This is a genomic window from Woeseia oceani (assembly GCF_001677435.1).
GTDB lineage: Bacteria > Pseudomonadota > Gammaproteobacteria > Steroidobacterales > Woeseiaceae > Woeseia > Woeseia oceani.
In genome coordinates, this window is record NZ_CP016268.1 from 2,150,388 (window position 1) to 2,168,995 (window position 18,608).

Sequence of the window (18,608 nt, forward strand, 5' to 3'; positions counted from 1 at the left end):
ACGGCTGGCGCCGACACAAACTCAAGCACAACAAACAGCGACACACTTAAATTGTATTGATCCACATACCGGGGACAGGCAATGAACGACCAGCGCATCAAAATATTCGACACGACATTACGGGACGGAGAACAGGCACCAGGCTGCAGCATGACGCTGCGCGAAAAGCTTCGGCTTTCCAAGGCGCTCTCCGACCTACGTGTGGATATCATTGAAGCTGGCTTTCCGGCCGCATCCCCAGGGGATTTCGAAGCGGTAAAAGCGATCGCTGACGAAAACCGCGGACCGACAATCTGTGGCCTCGCCCGTTGCAACCCTGAAGACATTGAAAAAGTGCACGCCGCGGTCAAGGGTGCGGACAACCATCGTATTCATGTTTTTGTCGCGACCAGCGCGATCCATCGCGAGCACAAGCTCAAGATGGCAAAAGAAGAAATCATCAAAACCGCCGTCGGCGCAATTCGGCACGCGCGCGAATTGTGCGATGACGTCGAGTTTTCTCCCGAAGACGCATCACGAACTGAACTGGCATATCTGGCGGAGGTCGTTTCCGCGGCTATCGAAGCCGGCGCCACAACAGTGAACATCCCGGATACGGTTGGTTACACCGTCCCGGCTGAATTTGACAAGTTGTTCCGCTACCTGAAGAAGCACGTTGCGCGCATTGAAGAAATCACCTTAAGCGTGCATTGCCACAACGACCTCGGCATGGCCGTTGCCAACAGTCTGGCGGCTGTCGCCGCTGGCGCACGGCAGGTTGAATGCACAATTAACGGCATCGGCGAACGTGCCGGCAATTGCTCGTTGGAAGAGTTGGTCATGGCGGTCCGTACTCGCGGCGACTTTTTCGATCTTGAGACCGGTATCGATACCACGCGGCTCTACCCCACTTCACGAATGGTCGCGAACATCACGGGCATGCAGATCCCGCGCAACAAAGCGATTGTTGGTGAGAACGCATTCGCGCACGAAGCCGGCATCCACCAGCACGGCATGATGCAGCACGCTTCGACGTACGAAATCATGCGCCCCGAAGACATCGGCATTAGCAAGTCGAACCTGGTACTCGGCAAACACAGTGGACGACATGCCTTCCGGGAGCGCGTCAGCAACCTCGGTTTCATGCTGGACGAATTTGAAATGAACCGGGCATTCCAGGAGTTCAAGAAACTCGCGGACAAAAAGAAGGACATGTACGACGGTGACATTGAGGCAATTATCCTCAATGTTGACAGCGCATCGAGCGGTCCGTGGACGTTGAAGTCTATGGAAGTTCAGTCCGGCACCGAACAGGCAGCGCGTGCCAGCGTCAGCTTGTTGAACGAAGAAAGCGCGGAATGCACCGTTGCCGCAACGGCGGAAGGTCCGATGGAAGCCGCCTTCAAAGCGCTCGGTCAGGCGACCGGTATCGCGCTCGTGTTGCGGAAATTCGAACTGCATAGCGCGACAGCAGGAGACGACGCTCAGGGTGAAGTTACCGTCATGGTCGACTACAACGGCAAGAGCTGGCGCGGTCACGGCACCAGCGTGGACATCGTCGAAGCCGGCACGCGTGCTTGCCTTGAGGTTATCAATAGAATCTTGCGTCGCCGCGAACGTGGCCTGGACGAAGAAGCAGCAAACAGCGACATCAACCGGGCTTCAATTTAGACCCGGCTACCCTTATTTCGTAAGTGCGAAAGGATACGTCAGTTGCTAAGCTACGCCGTCCTGAACACCCCCGAATGACGCTTGTGGAGGCGATCAATGAGTTTTGACGGCGCGAAACATATCTGGATGAACGGCCAGATGATGCCATGGGAAAAAGCGAATGTTCATGTCATGGCGCATGCCCTGCACTACGGCTCCTCGGTATTCGAGGGTATTCGGATGTACGCGACGCCTGATGGGCCCAAAGTCTTCCGGCTTAAAGATCACATGCGCCGTCTTTACGATTCGGCGAAGATCTATCGCATGCCGATACCGCAATCGATCGAAGAATTGTCCAGCGCGTGCAAGCAAGTTTGCGTCATCAATGAATTGACCGACGGCGCGTACATCCGCCCCATCGCGTTTCGTGGCTACGGAGAAATTGGCCTGGCACCCAAAGCGGAACACCCGGTCGATGTCGCCATCGGCGCATGGAAATGGGGTGCGTACCTGGGCGCAGACGGACTTGAGAAAGGTGTCGATGTTTGCGTTTCAAGCTGGCAACGAGTTGCTCCGAATACGATTCCGGCACTGGCTAAATCCGGCGGAAACTACTTGTCCAGCCAATTGATCAGCACGGAAGCCAAACGCCTGGGCTTCGCCGAGGGCATCGCGCTGTCAACAGACGGCACAGTCAGTGAAGGTGCCGGTGAAAACCTGTTTGTTATTCGGGACGGCGTCTTGCTGACGCCGCCATCGGCGGCTTCCATCCTTACTGGCATCACCCGTGATTCCATCATCAAGATTGCGACGGATCTCGGTATGACAGTCCGCGAACAATCCATTCCCAGAGAAGCACTGTATCTCGCCGACGAAATGTTCTTTACCGGCACAGCCGCGGAGATCACCCCTATCCGCTCGGTTGACCGAATTCAGATCGGCGCCGGCAAACGCGGCCCTCTGACGGCGCAATTGCAGGAAGCCTTTTTCGGCTTGTTCTCTGGCGCAACGAAAGACACGTACGGCTGGCTCGAAGGCCTCGACGAAGAATCCATCGCGGTAGCAAGTGCATCGTAAGCAAGCAGACAAGTCACCTTTAACGCCCCCCGAAATACGCAGGTAGCGCCAACATGCGCAGCAGCAACGCACGAACGCTTTTTGAAAAAGTCTGGGCCGACCACATAGTTCGACCGGAAACGACCGATACACCGGCGATCTTGTACATCGACCTTCATCTGATCCACGAAGTCACAACACCGCAGGCCTTTACTCTATTGCGTTCACAAGGGCTGAAACTGCGACGCCCGGACCTGACGCTCGGCACTATGGACCACTCCACACCGACCACCCCGGTCGGTAGCCTGCAAGACATTGCTGTAGTGGCGGAAGGCGCCGCGCAACAGGTCGCGCAGATGGAAGCCAATTGCCGCGAATTTGGCCTCGAATTGCATGGTTTCGACTCCCTGCATCGGGGCATCGTGCACGTGATCGGGCCCGAACTTGGCGCAACCCAGCCAGGCAAGACCATCGTCTGCGGAGACAGCCATACCAGTACCCACGGCGCATTCGGCGCGCTTGCTTTTGGTATCGGCACGACGGAAGTGGGTCACGTCATGGCGACCCAGTGCCTGCTGCAACGCAAACCCAAAACCTTGCAGATTGAGGTGCGCGGGAATCTGGCGCGTGGCGTTACCGCGAAAGACGTAATCCTCGCCATTATCGGCCAGATCGGTGTTGACGGCGGCACTGGCCACGTTATCGAGTACCGGGGCAACACCATCAGCGCAATGGACATGGACCAGCGCATGACAGTCTGCAACATGTCGATCGAAGCTGGTGCTCGTGCAGGCATGATCGCGCCGGACGACACCACCTTCGAGTTCTTGCACGGTCGTCCGCGAGCGCCCCAGGGCGCGGACTGGGAGCGAGCACTGGAGCGCTGGCGCTGCTTGCCCAGTGACAGTGACGCGCAGTTCGACAAGACAGTGACTGTGGATGCTTCTGCCTTGCAGCCTATGGTGACCTTTGGCACCAACCCGGGCATGGTTGTCGGGGTTAACGAACCAGTACCCAACCGCTCTGATGCCGGTTTCCGTAAAGCACTCGAATACATGCAGATTCCGGCCGGCAAACCGCTGACCGAATCGGCCGTCGACGTGGTCTTTGTCGGCAGTTGCACCAACTCACGCCTAAGTGACTTGCAACAAGCCGCCGACGTTTTGCGCGGCCGTCACGTTGCCAAGGGCGTGCGCATGCTGGTAGTACCAGGCTCTCAACAGATCAAAGCCGACGCCGAAGCGATTGGCCTCGACGAAGTATTTCGCGCGGCCGGGGCAGAATGGCGCGAGTCCGGTTGTTCGATGTGCCTGGGCATGAACGGAGACACAGTCGCCCCTGGCCATCTCAGCGTCAGCACCAGCAACCGAAACTTCGAAGGCCGCCAGGGCAAAGGTGCCCGTACTGTGCTCGCCAGCCCGATGACGGCTGCTGCCTCAGCCATCGTTGGTCGGGTCGCTGATCCACGCCCGTTTTTGTAGGACCCACGGAGCCGTCATGGACCCTATTCGACAAATTACTTCACGCACCGTGGTATTGCCGGTTGCCGACGTAGATACCGATCAAATCATTCCGGCGCGCTTTCTCACCACAACGTCAAAAGACGGGCTGGGCAAGCACTTGTTTGCGGATTGGCGCTACCAGGCCAGCGGCGAACCGAACCCCGGATTCGCACTTAATCAACCGCAGGCGCAGGGTTGCCGGGTACTCGTTGCTGATCGAAATTTTGGCTGCGGCTCATCCCGGGAGCACGCTCCCTGGGCATTGCTCGACTACGGAATTGCGGTTGTCATCAGTAGTGAATTCGCCGACATTTTCCGCAGTAATTCACTCAAGAACGGCTTGCTCCCGGTATTGGTCGAGCAGGATGTACTGGACTGGCTGCTGAACAATCCCGGTGTCGAGGTTTCCATCGATATCGCATCGTCCACGCTGCTGCTGCCTGACGGCCGCAGTGTGGAGTACCCCATTGATGATTTTGCGCGGTATTGCCTGCTTGAAGGAGTGGATCAGCTGGGCTTTCTGCTCAAGCACGCCGCCGACATCAACCAGTTTGAGGAGAACAGATCCTGGACGCCCTGATTACAGTATTGCCCGGCGATGGCATAGGTCCCGAGGTTGCCGCAGCGGGCCAGCAAGTGCTCACCGCGATTGCGGAGAAGTACGGTCACAAATTCAGCTACTCCGAACAGTTGATTGGCGGCGCAGCGATTGATGCCATAGGCAATCCGTTGCCACCCGACACCGTCGCCAGTTGCCGCGAAAGCAACGCGGTATTGCTGGGTGCTGTAGGCGGCCCCAAGTGGTCCGATCCGAATGCCACGGTACGGCCGGAGCAAGGCTTGCTCGCCATTCGAGCAGAACTGGGCGTGTTCGCCAACCTGCGTCCGGTGCAGATTCTGCCGCAACTGGCTGGCGCTTCGCCGATAAAGTCAGAGCGCCTGCGCAATGTCGACATGATCGTCGTGCGGGAATTGACCGGCGGAATATATTTCGGCGCGAAGACTCGCGACGCCACCTCGGCGAGCGATCTGTGCGTCTACGAACGCCACGAGATTGAACGTATCGTGCGGGTTGCCGCCAATCTGGCGCGAAACCGCTCCGGCAAATTGTGTTCGGTGGACAAAGCCAATGTGCTCGAGACCTCGCGGCTGTGGCGCGACGTAACAAGCAAACTCATTGCCACAGAGTTTAGCGACCTGAATGTCGAACATATGCTGGTGGACGCCGCCGCGATGCACCTGATTAACCGACCGTCCGACTTCGACGTCGTGGTAACCGAAAACATGTTCGGCGATATTCTTACTGACGAGGCGTCCATGCTCGCAGGTTCGCTCGGCATGCTGCCGTCGGCCTCCATAGGCGAATCTGAATGCGGCTTGTATGAACCAATCCACGGCTCGGCACCGGACATTGCCGGGCAAGGCATTGCCAACCCTTGCGGTACTATCGCCAGTGCGGCGCTCCTGCTGCGCTACAGTCTGCACCTGAACGAGGAAGCTGACGCGGTAGAGGCCGCCATTCGCCAGGTTATCGCTGATGGCAAACGTACCGCGGATATTGCCGTCGACGGCGATCAGGTATTGTCGACTCAAGCCATGACACAGGCGATCGTCGCACAACTTGAGCAGCGCTGAACCCGTACCCTGCCCGGCGATCTGTCTGGCAGGTATTAGCTGGCCAAGCGGTGTCGCGGCAACGTTGTCGTGCGAGATTCGTGCGCAGCAACGGCATTTGCACCGCTGACCGATACGTGGTTCGCTGACGACAAGCGGTTTCGGAATGCCCTGATCATTGCTGCCAACGGCCCGGTTTTGATCAGAAAGCCATCGTGGCCTTCGTCCGTCACCAACGTCTCGTGGGTCGCATTCGGCATGTGCCTTGCCACAACCTCAAGTTCATGAGCCGGATACAATTGATCGCTGCTGCTGGAGACCAGCAGGACAGGCTGTGTGATGCTTTCCAGTACATCGAAATACTGTTCACGCCCTCGCGCCAGGTCATGACCGTTCATCGCCTGCACCAGCCTTAGATAGCAGTTGGCATCAAATCGATCGTTGAGCTTGTCACCCTGATGGCGTAGATATGACTGCACCTGGAATGTGTCGTGGTCGCGTTGTTCGCGGGCGAAGCGCTGTTGGAAGCCACGCCAGCTCCGGTACATGCATACCGCCATCATCCGTGCAGCAGCAAGCCCCTTGGTGGGTGGCTGATCGTCACTGTAGTAGCCGTGATTCCAATTTGCGTCCGCGCGAATCGCCGCACACTGCGCCTCGCTGCTGGCAATGCACCACGCCGAATGCCGACCGCCCGCGCCCATTGGCGCGATCGCATCGACTTGTTCCGGGTACATTGCGGCCCACTCAAACGCTTGCATCCCGCCAAGTGAGGGTCCGGTAACCAGCGCCAACCGGGCTACGCCAAGGTGATCGAGCAACAGGCGCTGTACCCGCACCATATCCCGCACGCTGATGGCTGGAAAATCCGCTCGATAGCGCTCTGCAGCCCCCGTGCGTAGCGATGCCGGCCCGGTCGTACCGTAGCAACTGCCAAGAAGATTGCTGCAAACAACATAGTCAGTCGCCGGGTCAAATGCGGCGTCAGCACCGATCATTCCGGGCCACCAGACATCCGCGTCCGCCGATGCCGTCAAGGCATGGCAAATCAATACCGTGCTTGCCGCGGCATTGGCAGGGTCGCCCCACGTGCGATAGGCGACCTCTACCTCCGGCAGTGTCTCGCCACACTCCAGATGCAATGGGCCGGGCAACCGATAATAGCGAGTCAATGCAGACACGTGTTGCGCCACACTCTCGTCGGCTGCGCGAACGGACGCGGCTTGCAACATGCTTAACTGGCTACCGCGCTAAGTGCCGCATTACCGCTTGCACGTTGCGCATGTTCCAGCGCGCGCAGAACATCGGCAAGCAAATCTTCGCCGTTCTCCAGACCCACCGAGAAACGCACCAGATTGTTGCCAACTCCCGCGACCGCCAATGCTTCACGGCTTACCGCCGCATGTGTCATCGATGCCGGATGGCATACGAGGCTTTCGACACCACCAAGAGATTCCGCCAGCGAAAAGTACTCGAGGTTGTTAACGAATGCGCGCACGTTATCTTCCCCCCCTGCGAGATCGAAACTCAGCATTCCACCGAACCCTTTCTGTTGTTCCGCGGCCAAATCGTGTCCCGGGTGGTCGGCAAGACCGGGATAATAGACCCGCTCAACTGCCGGATGAGCGGCCAGTGCGGCGGCCAGTTGGCCGGCGTTTTCTTCGTGGGTCCGCATTCTCGAATGCAGCGTACGAACGCCGCGCAAGGTCAGGAAGCTGTCGAACGGTGCGCCGGTTATGCCCAAACAGTTCGCCCACCAACTCAGGCTTTCCGCCAGTTCCGTGGTTGCCGCTATAACCGCACCGCCGACCACATCGCTGTGGCCGTTCAGGTATTTGGTCGTTGAATGCACCACGATGTCGGCACCCAACGTCAGCGGATTCTGCAGGGCTGGCGACAAAAAGGTGTTATCGACCGCCAGAAGTGCGCCACAGGCTTTCGCAGCCGCCGCGAGTGCCCGTATATCGACAATGCGCAGCAGCGGGTTTGACGGCGTCTCGGCGAGGATCAAGCGCGGTTTGCGTTCGCAAGCAGCTGCCAGCGCCTTGCTGTCCGTCTGATCGACGAAGGCGAGTTCAAAGTGCCCGCGACGCGCAAGATTTTCGAACAACCGGTAGGTACCGCCATAGCAGTCATGGGGTGCGATCAGCAGATCACCCGGCTCAAGCAACTGGACCAACAGCGTCAATGCCGCCATACCCGACGATGTCACGACGGCGCCGGCACCCTCTTCCAGTTGGCACAATGCATCAGCCAGTGCATCCCTGGTCGGGTTTCCGCTGCGGGTGTAATCGTATTGCCGCTTTTCACCAAAACCGGCAAAACTGAAGTTGGTGGACAAGTGCAAGGGCGGCACAATTGCGCCATGTTGCTCATCGGTTTCGATGGCAGCACGAACAGCACGGGTGGCCGGGTGAACTGAAGATGTCATTTTTGTCTCCGCGTGAGCTTCCAATGTGCGACCACAGGTCGCGTACTCTCATCGGAACCCCGCGGAAACCGCAGGAAGGGTGCCGTGCCCTCTGCTTGGTCTTTGCAGACTTCGCTTTGCACTGCCCCTCATCTCTCGGAAGCGCTGAGCGCTCCGCAGGAGTTGGCACCTTATCAGGATGGTTAGTCCTGCAGGTTGCCCCGGCGTCTATGGGCCTTTCCCTCAGCCGGTCTCGATGAGTGGGACGCAGTCTAGTGCGCCTTTTGCAATCAGGTCAAGCGTCTGCAGAAATTTATTTTCAGGGGCGCCGGCTTTTAGCATCCCAGTAACTTGCTGAAATCACTGCTTGCTTTCGCCGCTCGCTTGCACTAGTGTACTAACGCATTAATACATTAGAACACAGCAAAGCAGGCGTATTTCCGCATGAAACCCAATCGACAGGACTCCGATACCGAGCGCGAAAGCGCGGAAAACGCGTTGTTTACGGCGTTGAGTTCCTTGCGCGGGCTCGAAGAGTTCCGCTATTTCCTGAAAGACCTGTGCACGCCGGCTGAGCTCCAGGCCCTGGTCGATCGCTGGCAGGTCGTCGGCCTGTTGCAGGAAGATCTGCCCTATCGCCGTATCCACGAGCTTACTGGCGTCAGCGTGACCACCATCGGCCGGGTCGCGCGCTTCCTGAGCGACGGCCATGGCGGTTACCAGACCGCCCTGGAGCGCAGCAAGCAACAAAGCCCTCGCAAAATTAACGTCTCCCACTAGGACAAATCGAATGGAAAACCCAGAGCAACGCATCAAGATTGCGGTGCAGAAATCCGGCCGCCTGACCGATCACTCCCTGGATCTTTTGGAGCGCTGCGGCCTCAAATTCACCCAAAGTAAAGATCAGCTGTTTTGCTACGGCGAGAACATGCCTGTCGACCTGCTGCTGGTTCGTGATGACGACATTCCCGGGCTGGTCAGCGATGATGTTTGCGATCTCGGTATCGTCGGCCTGAACGTGGTCACCGAGAAACGCTACGCGCTGCAGGATGAAGGCCACGAAGCCCTGTTTGACCAGGTTTTTGAACTGGACTTCGGTCACTGCCGACTTTCTGTAGCCGCACCGGAAGGTACCGATTTCGCCGGACCGCAATCATTGCAAGGCAAGCGCATAGCGACAAGTTACACTGCAACGCTCGGCAATTATTTGCGTGAGAACAACGTCACCGCCGAGATTGTTTACTTCTCCGGTGCCGTCGAGATAGCGCCAAAACTGGGCCGTGCCGATTTCATCTGCGACCTGGTTTCTACCGGCTCGACGCTCGCTGCCAATCAACTCTGTGAAGTGCAGACCGTTACCCAAAGCGAAGCAGTCATTATCCAGACCCGCGCATCCCTGAGTCCGTCCAAACAGGAATGGGTCGACAAATTGCTGCAGCGACTGGACGGTGTTTTGCAGGTCCGTGAAAGCAAGTACATCATGCTGCACGCACCGCGTTCCGCACTGGCGGAAATCCGCCGCCTTTTGCCCGGTTCGGAAGCCCCGACGGTCATGCCGCTCGAAGGTGATGATAACCGGGTCGCCGTGCATGCGGTCTGTCGCGAGAACGTTTTCTGGGAAACACTGGAGAATCTGAAAGCCGCCGGTGCCAGTGCGATGCTGGTACTGCCCGTGGAAAAAATGCTGGCGTGAATGTGACTACTTCAGGCAAAAACATGCAGGTACTTGTATGGCGCGAACTGGACGATGAACAACGTCACAACGTACTGCAGCGACCGGCGCTGTCGATCGGCCCGGACATTGCGGAGGCTGCAGCAGCAATCATTCGCCAGGTGCGGACCAATGGCGATGCCGCGCTACTCGAACTGACGGCGCGATTTGATAGCGCCGAATTAACGTCCTTGCGAGTCAGCGCGGATGATTTTGCCGCAGCGGAACAGGCACTGTCTGCTGAGTCCATCAATGCCATCGACGTCGCCATTGCCAACGTAAGCCGATTTCACGAAGCGCAGCGACAGGCGGCTATCGACGTCGAAACCATGCCCGGTGTTCGTTGCGAAAGACTCACCCGACCTATCGATGCGGTGGGACTGTACGTCCCGGCCGGAACGGCACCCTTACCGTCAGCCGCAATCATGCTTGCCGTACCGGCGCGCATTGCAGGATGCAGTCGCAAGGCACTGTGCACCCCTCCTCGCCCTGACGGCACTGCCGACCCGGCTGTGCTGATAGCTGCGCAGCGTGCCGGCGTGGATGAAATTTACAAAGTCGGCGGTGCTCAGGCCATTGCCGCATTGGCTTTCGGCACCGAAAGTATTCAGCCGGTCGACAAGATATTCGGGCCAGGCAACGCGTGGGTTACGGCGGCGAAATCGCAAGTTTCCGGCATAGCGGGGGGCGTTGCGATCGATATGCCCGCCGGCCCTTCGGAAGTTTTGGTCATTGCTGACGAAGCAGCAAACGCAGCGTTTGTCGCATCCGATCTTCTTTCGCAAGCTGAACACGGTGCTGACTCTCAGGTTATTTTGCTCAGTACCAGCGAAAAACTGCTGGCAGACGTGCGAGAGCAACTTGATCAGCAACTGCAAAAACTTGCTCGGCGCGAGATTGCCGCTGCAGCCCTGTTGAACAGTCGCCTGATTGTCTGTGACGACATAGAGATGGCGATTGCTATTAGCAACACCTATGCGCCTGAGCACTTGATTTTGCAGTTCGAGAACGCCCGCAGCACGCTCCCGGCGATCAGCAACGCAGGCTCCGTGTTTGTCGGTCCCTGGACACCGGAGTCGGTTGGCGACTATTGCAGCGGGACCAACCACGTCCTGCCCACCTATGGCGCAGCGCGAAACTTCAGTGGACTCGGGTTGGAACAGTTTTGCCGGCAAATGACAGTGCAGGAACTGACGCCCGATGGCCTCGAACGGCTGGGACCCAGCGTCACGGAACTGGCGCGGCTTGAAGGCCTGGACGCACACGCGGCGGCTGTGGATATACGGATTCGCAATCTCACGGAGCGCAAGCAGTGAGTATCGAGCAACTGGCGCGGCCAGAAATTGCGCGGCTACAAGCGTATGTCACGGCAGAACAGCAGCCGGACACGATCCGCCTGAACGCCAACGAAGCGCCCTGCACACCGGGGCTTGATAATTCGGATTTGAATCGCTATCCGCAGATTCGTCCGGATACGATCATCGAGCGACTGGCCGGACTGTACGGCGTCACAACGCAGCAGGTCATGGTCACCCGCGGCAGCAGTGAGGCCATAGACATTTTGATTCGCAGCTTTTGCAGGGCGTATACCGACAACATTGTGACAACGACGCCGTCATTCTCCATGTACCGCGTCTATGCCGAAATGCAGGCAGCCGGGATCGTGCAGGTCCCCTTGTCCCTTCGGCATTTCGCGCTGGATACGGAGACATTGCTCGCAGCCTGCACCGACAACAGTAAACTGATCTTCCTCTGCTCGCCGAACAACCCGAGTGGAGACTTGCTCGACCACGCCAGCATTTTGCAGATTGTCAAAGCCCGCGCCGGTCGTTCGGTAGTGGTTGTTGATGAGGCCTATATCGAATTCAGTGATCGGCCGTCATTACTCAGCGCACTCGACGATTACGACAATCTAGTGATTCTGCGTACGCTTTCCAAAGCCCACGGCCTTGCGGGCCTGCGCTGCGGCAGCATCCTTGCGCCGCCCGCGACGATTCGGCTGTTAAGTGCCATGTTGCCGCCCTACGCGTTTTCGACGCCCACTACACAAACGGTACTGGATGCCTTGACTCCGGAGGCAGTTGCCGCCGCGAACGCACTCGTTGCAACAACAACGGCCGAACGAGAACGGGTGCGCGGCGCGCTCGAAACACTAAGCCCGGTAGTCAAAATCTGGCCGAGTCAAAGCAACTTTCTGCTCGTTCAGTTTCGCGACCTTGCAACAGTCAATCGTGCACTGAATGCAGCACGGGTACTGATCCGCTCCTTCGGCAATGACGAGTTACTCAGCAATTGCGCACGGATAACGATCGGGGCAACGGCTGAGAACAATCTGCTGATCGATACCTTGAAGAATTTCACGGAGACTGAATTGTGAGTTCATCCGTCCTTTTTGTAGACCGAGACGGCACGCTGGTCGAAGAACCTGAAGACTTCCAGGTCGACAGACTCGATAAGATTAAGCTCCTGCCCGCGGTAATTCCGTCGCTCATTCGTCTGGTCAATGCCGGTTACCGCCTGGTGATGGTGAGCAACCAGGATGGCTTGGGTACAGAAACTTTTCCACAAGACGATTTTGAGCGTTGCCAGTCTCACATCGTTTCCCTGTTCGCAAGTCAGGGCATCAGATTCGATGAGATCCTGATCTGCCCGCACCGGGACGATGACGGCTGCGCCTGTCGCAAGCCGCGTACAGGGTTGCTGACCCGCTATTTGGCCAGTACCGATCTCGATATAGATCGCAGCGCCGTCATCGGTGACCGCGAGACGGATATGCAGCTCGCGGAGAATCTCGGAGTTCGCGGCATCCTGGTCTCGCCAAACGGCACATGGGACCAGTCCTGGCCCGGTATCGCCAGCGCGCTGCTGGATATTGAACGCCAAGCTGATGTCCGCCGCGAAACCAAGGAGACCCGTATTCGGATACAGGTGAATCTCGACAACGAACAACCTGTGAGCATCGACACCGGCCTCGGCTTTCTCGACCACATGCTCGAACAAATCGCGCGGCATGGCGGGTTCAGCATGCAAGTGAAATGCGACGGCGATTTGCACATCGACGAGCACCACACGGTTGAAGATATTGCGCTGTGCCTGGGACAGGCGCTGCGCGAAGCACTCGGCAACAAACTCGGGATCGGTCGTTTCGGTTTCTTGCTGCCGATGGACGAAACAGAAGCCAAAGTATCCATCGACTTATCCGGCAGACCCTACTTCGTGTTTGACGGCAACTTCCCCCGAGCTGAAGTTGGCGGTCTGGCAACAGAATTGGTACCGCATTTCTTCCGTTCACTGGCCGACGCGCTTGCTGCCTCGCTGCACATCGAAGTTCGCGGTGAAAACACCCACCACATGGTAGAAGCTTGTTTCAAGAGTACCGGTCGCGCACTGCGTCAGGCTGTGCGCATCGAAGGTGACAGCCTGCCCTCGACGAAAGGCATGTTGGCCTGACATGAAGAACGACGTTGTAATTATTGACAGTGGCGGCGCCAACATTGCGTCGTTGATGTTTGCGCTCGAACGGCTTGGGGCGGCCGCAACCCTGACGACCGACAAGGAAATCATCGGCAACGCTCCCAGAGTGATTCTGCCGGGCGTAGGCGCTGCTGCCGACGCGATGTTGCGACTCGAACAGCATGACCTGCTGGAGCTGATTCCGAACCTTACACAACCGGTTCTGGGCGTATGCCTCGGCATGCAGTTGTTAGCTCAGCATTCTGCAGAGGGCGATACCCGATGCCTCGGTATTATTCCAGCGACTGCGGCGAAACTGCCGGACGATCAAGGCATCCCGGTTCCCAACATGGGCTGGTGCCGTATCGAGAACAAGCGCGATCACCCGCTCTTGCACGGCATCGAAAACGGCAGCTGGTTTTATTTCGTACACAGCTACGCGTTGCCACCGGGTGACTACAGTTGTGCAAATGCCCGCCATGTTGACGATTTTTGTGCAATCGCGTCGCAGGCCAATTTTTTTGCCGCACAATGCCATCCCGAACGCTCCGCGAAAGCCGGTGCACGCTTACTCAAAAACTTCCTGCAGATTTCCTGATGAAAATAATCCCGGCAATTGATCTGAAAGACGGCTGTTGCGTGCGCCTGTTCAAAGGCGACTTCGCACAGCAAACTCACTACAGTGCCGAGCCGCTGGTCGTTGCTCGCCAGTTTCATGATTACGGTTTTCGCTACCTGCACGTTGTCGATCTCGACGGAGCCCAAAGTGGCCAGCAGATTAACAGGGACTGCGTCAAGCAACTCGTCGCGGAAAGCGGCTTGTCAGTCCAGCTCGGTGGCGGAATTCGCGACCTCGAAACCGTCAACGCATGGCTGCAAGCCGGGGTGCAACGGCTGGTTATCGGCAGTCTTGCCGTTACTGAATCCGCCACGGTGCTGGCATGGATGAAAGAGTTTGGCGCGGACCGTTTCGTACTTGCACTCGATTGCCGCTGCGATGACAACGGCGTTCCCTGGCTCGCGACGCACGGCTGGGTTCGCCAGTCGGACGTCACGCTGTGGGACTGCATCGCACGTTACGAGGACGCTGGATTGCGTCATGTCCTGTGCACGGATGTCAGTCGCGACGGCGCCATGAGCGGGCCGTCAGTGGACCTGTACCGCGAGATACGGGAACGCTTTCCGGCCATCGAACTGCAGGCCTCCGGCGGCGTTCGTAACATCAGCGATCTGAAAGACCTGCGCAGCCTTGGCGCTGCCGGTGCCATCACCGGTCGCGCCCTGCTCGACGGTTGCATCACGGCACAGGAGATAGCGTCATTCCAGCAAAACGTATAATTCCCTGCCTTGATGTCCGCGACGGCAAAGTCGTCAAGGGTGTCCAGTTCCGCAATCACCGGGTTGTTGGCGACATCATCGAACTCGCCGAACGGTATTGCCGCGAACAGGCCGACGAACTGGTTTTTTACGACATCACCGCCAGCCCGGATGGCCGAACGGTCGACCGGCGCTGGGTCAGCGATGTCGCGCGGGTACTCGATATTCCGTTCAGTGTTGCCGGCGGCATCCGTAGCATTGCCGACGCCGAGGACGTACTCAATCGCGGCGCCGACAAAATCTCAATTAACTCTCCCGCGCTGCAGGATCCGTCACTCATCTCAACGCTGGCCAAACGCTTTGGTTCGCAGTGCGTAGTGATCGGCATCGACAGTCGCGAGTCCGATGACGGCTATCACGTGTACAAGTTTACCGGTGATCCCACCAAGACCGTCGCAGCGGAGTTCGACACACTGGCCTGGATCCGCGAAGTGCAGGATCGTGGCGCAGGCGAAATAGTCTTGAATTGCATGAATCAGGATGGCGTCCGCGAGGGCTATGACTGCGAGCAATTGAGCCTGGTTCGCGAGCAGTGCCGGGTGCCCTTGATTGCCTCGGGTGGCGCCGGTGCAATGGAACACTTTGCCAACGTGTTTCGTACCAGCAATGTGGACGGTGCATTGGCAGCCAGCGTTTTTCACAGTGGCGAAATTGCTATTGGCGCACTGAAAGCCTACCTGCACGAACAACGAATTGATGTGCGACTTCCAGAAACGTCAAACCCGGGAACCGAATGATGAGCAGCAATACAATCGATTTTCTGAACACCCTTGAAGGCGTGATCAGGGAACGCGCAACGCAGCCAGCCAACGACAGCTACACCGCCAAACTGCTGGCCGCCGGTACCCGTCGTATCGCACAAAAAGTGGGCGAGGAAGGCGTAGAGGTTGCTCTGGCCGCCACCGCGGGCGAGCGCGCTGAATTGCTGGAAGAAACCGCTGACCTTCTCTACCACCTCCTCGTCCTGCTGGCAGACAGCGGTGTTCGCCTGTCTGACGCCGTCGCAATTCTTGAAGCACGGCACGGCCGCTGACTCAGATCACCAGTTCATCAGCCGGTTCCCGCAAGTTGTAGCGCGAACTCATAACACGCCCATAAGCGCCGGCATTGGCGATAGCGATGACATCGTTCTCGCTACTGGGCGGCAACAACCGGTCAGTTCCCAGTTTATCGCCGGTCTCACATATAGGCCCCACGACGGTAACGGATTCCGTAGCCACTTCATCAGCCCGGCTGAGGTTGACGATCTCGTGCCAGGCGCCGTACAACGCCGGCCGGATCAGCGAATTCATACCCGTGCTTACACCAACGTATTGCATGCTGCCCTTGCCTTTGACCTGAGTAACGCGGGCGAGCAATACGCCCGATTGCGCCACCAGGTACCGGCCCGGCTCCAGCCACAATCGGTATTTCGGGTACGCCTTGCGGATTTCATTAAGCGTTTGATCGAGTGCAGCAATATCGAACGCGGAATCGACCGACCGATCGGGCACGCCAAGACCACCGCCAAGATCCAGCACTTCCACGTTCGGAAAGCGATCCGCGACTTGTGCCAGCGTTGCCGCTACTGAACGCCAGTTATCCGGGTCCAATATCCCGCTGCCACTGTGCGCATGGATGCCAATAACATCGGCACCCGCACGCTGCAACAGCTCTTGCAACTCGTCCATTTCGAACAACGGCACGCCGAATTTGGACTGCACGCCACCCGTCTTAACATGTTCGTGGTGACCTCTGCCCTGTCCTGGATCAACTCGGATGAACAGTTTTACGCCCTTGAATATTTCCGGCCAGGCACGCAGCGGATAGAGATTGTCCAGAGTAAGCTGCAAGCCCTGATCGCGTCCCCAAATGTACTCTTCCTTCGGGGCAAAATTCGGTGTGAACAGAACCCGACTGTTGTCGAAATTCGGAATGACTTCGTGCAGTTTTTCCACTTCACCTGGAGAGACGCATTCGAAATCAACACCAAGGTCGCTGATCAAACGCAAAATCTCCGGGTTGAAATTCGCTTTCATGGCATACAGCACCCGATCAACAGACTGCAAACCAAGCAAGGATTTCGCCGCGTCGCGTACCGTGTCACTGTCATAAACATAAGCATGCAGGCGGCCATCCAGCAGATTCAGGAGTTCTTCGCGCTTGCGTATCCACCAGGCATTCGGGCTGGCCAGCGTTGGCTCGACATCGTCAAACAGCGCCTCCCAGCTCGGCCCGAACACGCGACTGCCACCGGCACTGCGAATGACCGCATTGTGAATTCTGGTAACCAGTTTGCCCAACTGCTCCTGATCAATGACAAAGCTGAAGTTCAGATCGTTGGCGGCCTGCGACACGAGGTGAATTTTCTCTTCATCGAATGCGCTCAAAACGGGCGCAATTTTGGGCAGGATGGTGCGAATCTTGCGCCCTACCAGGCTGATCACGGCACACTCCGGAATCACCCTGACCCGGCACAATAATTCGAGATCCGTGACCAATGCGCGCTGAACATCGGGGGCAAGCATCTGGTCGTCATTGTCGATTGAAACCGTAACGTTGGTTTGCGATGTCGAGATAAGATCGATTGATATGCCGTGCTTTGCAAAGCAACTGAAGGCGTCGGCCAAAAAGCCGACCTCGTGCCACATCGCCGCGCCCTCCATCGAGAACAAGGTGACATTGCGGCGCGCAGATACGCCTTTTACCTGTGATTCGTTATCACTCGTTACTGAGGAGATCACCGTACCTGACACTCCAGGCGCATTGGTGCAGCGTATGAACAACGGTATGCCGGAGCGGCGCAGTGGACTAATACACCGTGGGTGCAACACGCGACTGCCGGTTGAGGAAAGCTCCTGCGCCTCATCGAAATGCAGTTCGGCCAGCAACCGGGCGGACGGCACCAATCGCGGATCGGCCGTGAACATTCCCGGCACATCCGTCCAGATTTCCAGCCGGCGGGCCTGAACTTTTGACGCGAAGTAACCGGCCGATGTGTCAGACCCTTCGCGCCCCAACAACACGGTCTCACCGCGCGGGTTGCTGGCAATGAACCCTTGCGTCAGCACCACGCCAGCACGTTCTGACAGTTGCTTTACCAGTGAAGGATCTGGCGAAAAGTCACAGGTCGCCGACAGGTAATTCTGAGCGATCGTGCGCCGTGGAGCATCGCTGCTGAGCATTAGTTCGCGAGCATCTGCCCAGCTGGTTTCAATGCCGCTGGCATTGAGAAATGCGGCTCCCAACGTCGTTGACATCAGCTCACCCAGCGCCATCATGCGCACATGCACCCGTGGGCTTACCTCGCGCACCAGCTGCACACCCGCTGCGAGCTGTTCCATTTCGGCAAAGAGCCCCTGCAGCAATGCCCGACCGTCGAGCCCGAGGTCGTCCGCCAGCGCACAATGTCTGGCTTGCAATGCCGCAATTCCGGCCTGCGCATCACCACGCACAGCACTCCCAAGAATATTTTCAAGTGCGTTGGATGCGCCGGCAATCGCAGAATGCACTACGAGCGGTCGCAGACCGGCCTGCAGCCGGTTCCGCAGGACGCCAGCGATAATTTGCCAGTTATCGGCTGTCGCGACACTGCTGCCGCCGAATTTGAGTACGACCCACTCTGACGCTGCTATGTGCGGCTCGGCTCCCAGTTCACTACTGGGGCGAAATTCTGCTTCTTCGATGTGCATTGTCATTCCTGTCGTACTCGCTCGTTATCGATGGTTGTAAATGCTGCGCCCAAAAAAAAACCCGCACGGTGCTTCCTTGCGGGTTTGATGACTGCAGCCGGATTTTTTTGTCAGCCGGTTCTGCCGCCTATCACGCCCACGCACCTCTGGCGCGCCGGTTTCTTTATGCGTTTTATTGCAACAAA

17 protein-coding genes and 1 riboswitch are annotated in these 18,608 nt (G+C 57.8%); of the genes, 14 read left to right on the forward strand and 3 right to left on the reverse strand.

Going from position 1 to position 18,608, the window contains the following annotated elements; genetic code table 11:
* Nucleotides 1-81 precede the first annotated feature (81 nt).
* From BA177_RS09645 to leuB, 5 genes are all read left to right on the forward strand, one after another.
* Nucleotides 82-1,650 carry a 2-isopropylmalate synthase gene (locus BA177_RS09645; RefSeq protein ID WP_068615761.1) on the forward strand — a complete coding sequence of 523 codons (1,569 nt, stop codon included), beginning with the start codon at nucleotides 82-84 and terminating at the stop codon, nucleotides 1,648-1,650.
* Between the two features lie 81 nt (nucleotides 1,651-1,731).
* A complete protein-coding gene (locus BA177_RS09650; RefSeq protein ID WP_408068420.1) occupies nucleotides 1,732-2,706 on the forward strand; it encodes a branched-chain amino acid transaminase in 975 nt (324 codons plus the stop codon).
* 53 nt (nucleotides 2,707-2,759) lie between these two features.
* Nucleotides 2,760-4,166: a 3-isopropylmalate dehydratase large subunit gene (leuC, locus tag BA177_RS09655; protein WP_068615764.1), complete on the forward strand. Its 1,407-nt coding sequence runs from the start codon at nucleotides 2,760-2,762 to the stop codon at nucleotides 4,164-4,166.
* Nucleotides 4,167-4,182: 16 nt separating this feature from the next.
* A complete protein-coding gene (gene leuD, locus BA177_RS09660; protein WP_068615765.1) occupies nucleotides 4,183-4,767 on the forward strand; it encodes a 3-isopropylmalate dehydratase small subunit in 585 nt (194 codons plus the stop codon).
* Entirely contained in the window at nucleotides 4,755-5,822 is a 1,068-nt protein-coding gene (gene leuB / locus BA177_RS09665; RefSeq protein WP_068615766.1) for a 3-isopropylmalate dehydrogenase, read from the forward strand. Before leuD ends, leuB begins: the two co-directional genes overlap by 13 nt.
* Before the next feature lie 35 nt (nucleotides 5,823-5,857).
* On the opposite strand, the gene metX is transcribed toward leuB, so the two are convergent.
* Together metX and metB are read right to left on the reverse strand one after the other, a co-directional pair.
* Nucleotides 5,858-7,033: a homoserine O-acetyltransferase MetX gene (metX, locus tag BA177_RS09670; protein WP_068615767.1), complete on the reverse strand. Its 1,176-nt coding sequence runs from the start codon at nucleotides 7,031-7,033 to the stop codon at nucleotides 5,858-5,860.
* A gap of 2 nt (nucleotides 7,034-7,035) precedes the next feature.
* Complete coding sequence (metB, locus tag BA177_RS09675) at nucleotides 7,036-8,232, reverse strand: cystathionine gamma-synthase (protein WP_068615769.1); 1,197 nt, start codon at nucleotides 8,230-8,232, stop codon at nucleotides 7,036-7,038.
* Between the two features lie 125 nt (nucleotides 8,233-8,357).
* Nucleotides 8,358-8,474, reverse strand: a riboswitch (SAM riboswitch).
* 181 nt (nucleotides 8,475-8,655) lie between these two features.
* Between metB and BA177_RS09680 the strand changes: the two genes are divergently transcribed.
* The 9 genes from BA177_RS09680 to hisE are packed head-to-tail and all read left to right on the forward strand — an operon-like array spanning nucleotide 8,656 to nucleotide 15,785.
* Nucleotides 8,656-8,991 carry a YerC/YecD family TrpR-related protein gene (locus tag BA177_RS09680; protein ID WP_068615771.1) on the forward strand — a complete coding sequence of 112 codons (336 nt, stop codon included), beginning with the start codon at nucleotides 8,656-8,658 and terminating at the stop codon, nucleotides 8,989-8,991.
* Between the two features lie 10 nt (nucleotides 8,992-9,001).
* On the forward strand, nucleotides 9,002-9,904 hold the full coding sequence (gene hisG, locus BA177_RS09685) for an ATP phosphoribosyltransferase (protein ID WP_068615773.1): 903 nt from the start codon (nucleotides 9,002-9,004) through the stop codon (nucleotides 9,902-9,904).
* 23 nt (nucleotides 9,905-9,927) lie between these two features.
* Nucleotides 9,928-11,238, forward strand: a complete 1,311-nt coding sequence (gene hisD, locus BA177_RS09690; protein ID WP_068619172.1) for a histidinol dehydrogenase — start codon at nucleotides 9,928-9,930, stop codon at nucleotides 11,236-11,238.
* Entirely contained in the window at nucleotides 11,235-12,299 is a 1,065-nt protein-coding gene (hisC, locus tag BA177_RS09695; protein WP_068615775.1) for a histidinol-phosphate transaminase, read from the forward strand. Before hisD ends, hisC begins: the two co-directional genes overlap by 4 nt.
* Complete coding sequence (gene hisB / locus BA177_RS09700) at nucleotides 12,293-13,372, forward strand: bifunctional histidinol-phosphatase/imidazoleglycerol-phosphate dehydratase HisB (protein ID WP_408068433.1); 1,080 nt, start codon at nucleotides 12,293-12,295, stop codon at nucleotides 13,370-13,372. The genes hisC and hisB overlap by 7 nt, the downstream gene beginning before the upstream one ends.
* A 1-nt stretch (nucleotide 13,373) precedes the next feature.
* Entirely contained in the window at nucleotides 13,374-13,973 is a 600-nt protein-coding gene (gene hisH, locus BA177_RS09705) for an imidazole glycerol phosphate synthase subunit HisH (RefSeq protein ID WP_068615779.1), read from the forward strand.
* Complete coding sequence (hisA, locus tag BA177_RS09710) at nucleotides 13,973-14,713, forward strand: 1-(5-phosphoribosyl)-5-[(5-phosphoribosylamino)methylideneamino]imidazole-4-carboxamide isomerase (protein ID WP_068615781.1); 741 nt, start codon at nucleotides 13,973-13,975, stop codon at nucleotides 14,711-14,713. The genes hisH and hisA overlap by 1 nt, the downstream gene beginning before the upstream one ends.
* Nucleotides 14,695-15,489: an imidazole glycerol phosphate synthase subunit HisF gene (gene hisF, locus BA177_RS09715; RefSeq protein WP_068619178.1), complete on the forward strand. Its 795-nt coding sequence runs from the start codon at nucleotides 14,695-14,697 to the stop codon at nucleotides 15,487-15,489. Before hisA ends, hisF begins: the two co-directional genes overlap by 19 nt.
* Complete coding sequence (hisE, locus tag BA177_RS09720) at nucleotides 15,489-15,785, forward strand: phosphoribosyl-ATP diphosphatase (protein WP_068615783.1); 297 nt, start codon at nucleotides 15,489-15,491, stop codon at nucleotides 15,783-15,785. The genes hisF and hisE overlap by 1 nt, the downstream gene beginning before the upstream one ends.
* Nucleotide 15,786: 1 nt before the next feature.
* Here the strand turns inward: hisE and BA177_RS09725 are convergent, their stop codons facing one another.
* Nucleotides 15,787-18,423, reverse strand: coding sequence for a bifunctional aspartate kinase/diaminopimelate decarboxylase (locus BA177_RS09725; protein ID WP_197492973.1), 2,637 nt, complete (start codon nucleotides 18,421-18,423; stop codon nucleotides 15,787-15,789).
* Nucleotides 18,424-18,608 lie beyond the last annotated feature (185 nt).